We start from the raw sequence: 1,935 nt of genomic DNA on the forward strand, positions 1-1,935 counted from the left end.
CCTCTCGCGTTTACGTGAAGTGCTGGCGGGCGGCGCCGTGGGGGGGGGCGCGGTGGGGCGCCCGCCCCCCCCCCCGCGCCGGGGGGTGTCAGGACGCCAGCAGCCGGTCCAGGACGCTGCGGTAGTCGCGCAGGGCGAGGCGCAGTTCCTCGGTGCCGCTGCGGGTGCCGGCGGGTGAGCCCTGGCCGGCGTGCAGGCCCTCGCGGCGGGCCCGTACGGCGTCGGCGACCAGGTCCGCGACCCGGCCGACGAGTTCGTCGGCCTGCTCGACGGCGCCGGCGGGGTCGTCGACGAAGCCGGCCTGGACGGCGCTCCACTCGGCGGCGAGCACCTCCACCCGGTGCGGCTCCAGCCAGCCGCCGAACGAGCCGTCGGCCCGGCCGGGTGCCTGCGGCCGCTCCGGCCGGGCGGTCGCCCCGGGCCCGGAGGTCTGCTCGGGACGGGGTGTCCGCCCGGGGCCGCGGGTCCGCTCCGGCTCGGGCGGGCGGGCGGTGCCGGCGGCGGTCTCGGGCCTGGGTTCGCGGCGCACCGGCGACTCGGGCACCTCGGCCGCCGTCCGCGGGGAAGTCGCATCGGGCTGGCGGGGGATGACGGGGTGTTCCGCGCCCGCGGCGGCCTTCGGGGCGGTGGCCCTCGGGGCGGCGGGCGAGGCGTCCACGAAGCGGCCCCGGGCGGGCTCGGCGGTGCGGCGGTCGCGGTCCTGCGGACGGTCGGCGGTCATGTCTCTCCTCGGGTGATCGGGTCGGTCGGACGGCGGACGGTCGGCCCGCCGGTGCCGGTCAGCCGTGCCGCGCGGCCGGGGTCCGGACGGCGGGCTCGTGGGCCGCCGCGGGCTCGTCCGACGACTGCTCGGCCGGTACGGCGGCCGGCGGGTGCTTCGGGCCGGGTGCCCGGCGGGCCGGGCCGGGGTCGCGGTCGAGGACCGCGCGGGCCAGGGCACGGGTCGTCAGCAGCGCGGTGCGCAGCTCCTCGGTGTCCGCGCCGGCCGTCCGGGCGCGGTCGAGGGTGCCGCGGGCGGTCCGGTACTCGGCCAGCAGGTCGGCGTGGTCGACGGAGAGCGCGGGCAGCCGGCCCTCGGCCGGGTAGCCGACGCGGTCGAGCAGCGACTGGAGCAGGCGCTCGGCGTCGGCCGCGGCCCGTACCGGGTCGTCGACGAACGCGCCCTGCAGGCGGCGCAGTTCGTCCTCCGCCGCGGTCCGGTCGGCGGGCGGGAGGGCGGTCAGGCGCAGCTTGCGGTGCAGGGCGACGCGTTCGGCGAGTTCGCGTTCGGCCGCGGCGACGTCGCCGCGGTGGCTGCGGACGGTGCGGTCGTACTCCGGTCCGAACCGCGCGCGCAGCCGGCGGGTGCCGAGACGGCGCAGGACGAACGGGGACGCCGCCAGGGACGCGACGATCAGGGCCACGAGAACGACGGCCACGGTCGGCATGCCGTGCTCCTTTCGGTGGTGGTGCTCGGCTGCGCCGGACGGTGGGGCGGCCGGGCCGGGCGGGGCGCCCGGGTGCCTGCCGCGCCGTGCGGCGCCGGTTCACGGGCCGCCTTGCCGCTGTCGCGCCGGGCAAACCGGGTCCGGTCCGCCGGATCCGCGCCGGTCCGGTGCCGGGCGGGCCGCGGCGGCGGGCGGTCGCGGCCGCTCGCGGCCCGGCCCGCTGCCCGGGGGCGCCGCATGGATCCGCGGGCCGGGGGCAGGCGCCCGGCGACAGCACCCCTGACGCCACGGGAGGACGCGGCATGGTGGACATCATCGAGTGGCACACGACGGCGCGCTTCGGGCCCCCGCACCCGCGGACGGTCCGGGTGGTGCTGCGCTACCGGACGGACGACCCGTACGCGGTCGAGCTCTGCTTCCCCGGCCCGGCGCACCTGACGGACACCCTGGTGGTGGAGGACGGCGGGCCGGTCGACGGCGGGGTGCGCTGGACGGTCGGCCGGGACCC

Annotated in this window: 2 protein-coding genes and 1 pseudogene; 1 reads left to right on the forward strand and 2 read right to left on the reverse strand. The window is 80.4% G+C overall.

Features of this window, described 5'->3' with window-relative positions; genetic code table 11:
* Nucleotides 1-88 precede the first annotated feature (88 nt).
* Nucleotides 89-721, reverse strand: a complete 633-nt coding sequence (locus tag ACFV0G_RS38835; protein ID WP_380558462.1) for a hypothetical protein — start codon at nt 719-721, stop codon at nt 89-91.
* A gap of 58 nt (nt 722-779) precedes the next feature.
* Nucleotides 780-1,427 carry a hypothetical protein gene (locus ACFV0G_RS38840; RefSeq protein WP_380558465.1) on the reverse strand — a complete coding sequence of 216 codons (648 nt, stop codon included), beginning with the start codon at nt 1,425-1,427 and terminating at the stop codon, nt 780-782.
* Between the two features lie 302 nt (nt 1,428-1,729).
* Between ACFV0G_RS38840 and ACFV0G_RS38845 the strand changes: the two are divergent.
* Nucleotides 1,730-1,935 (forward strand): annotated as a pseudogene (locus tag ACFV0G_RS38845) (hypothetical protein); the annotation flags it as partial.

Source organism: Kitasatospora sp. NPDC059571 (assembly GCF_042735675.1).
Classification (GTDB): domain Bacteria; phylum Actinomycetota; class Actinomycetes; order Streptomycetales; family Streptomycetaceae; genus Kitasatospora.

Coding starts and splice junctions, on each gene's coding strand:
- ACFV0G_RS38835 (WP_380558462.1), bottom strand. CDS start 721: ATGACCGCCGACCGTCCGCAGGACCGCGACCGCCGCACCGCCGAGCCC.
- ACFV0G_RS38840 (WP_380558465.1), bottom strand. CDS start 1,427: ATGCCGACCGTGGCCGTCGTTCTCGTGGCCCTGATCGTCGCGTCCCTG.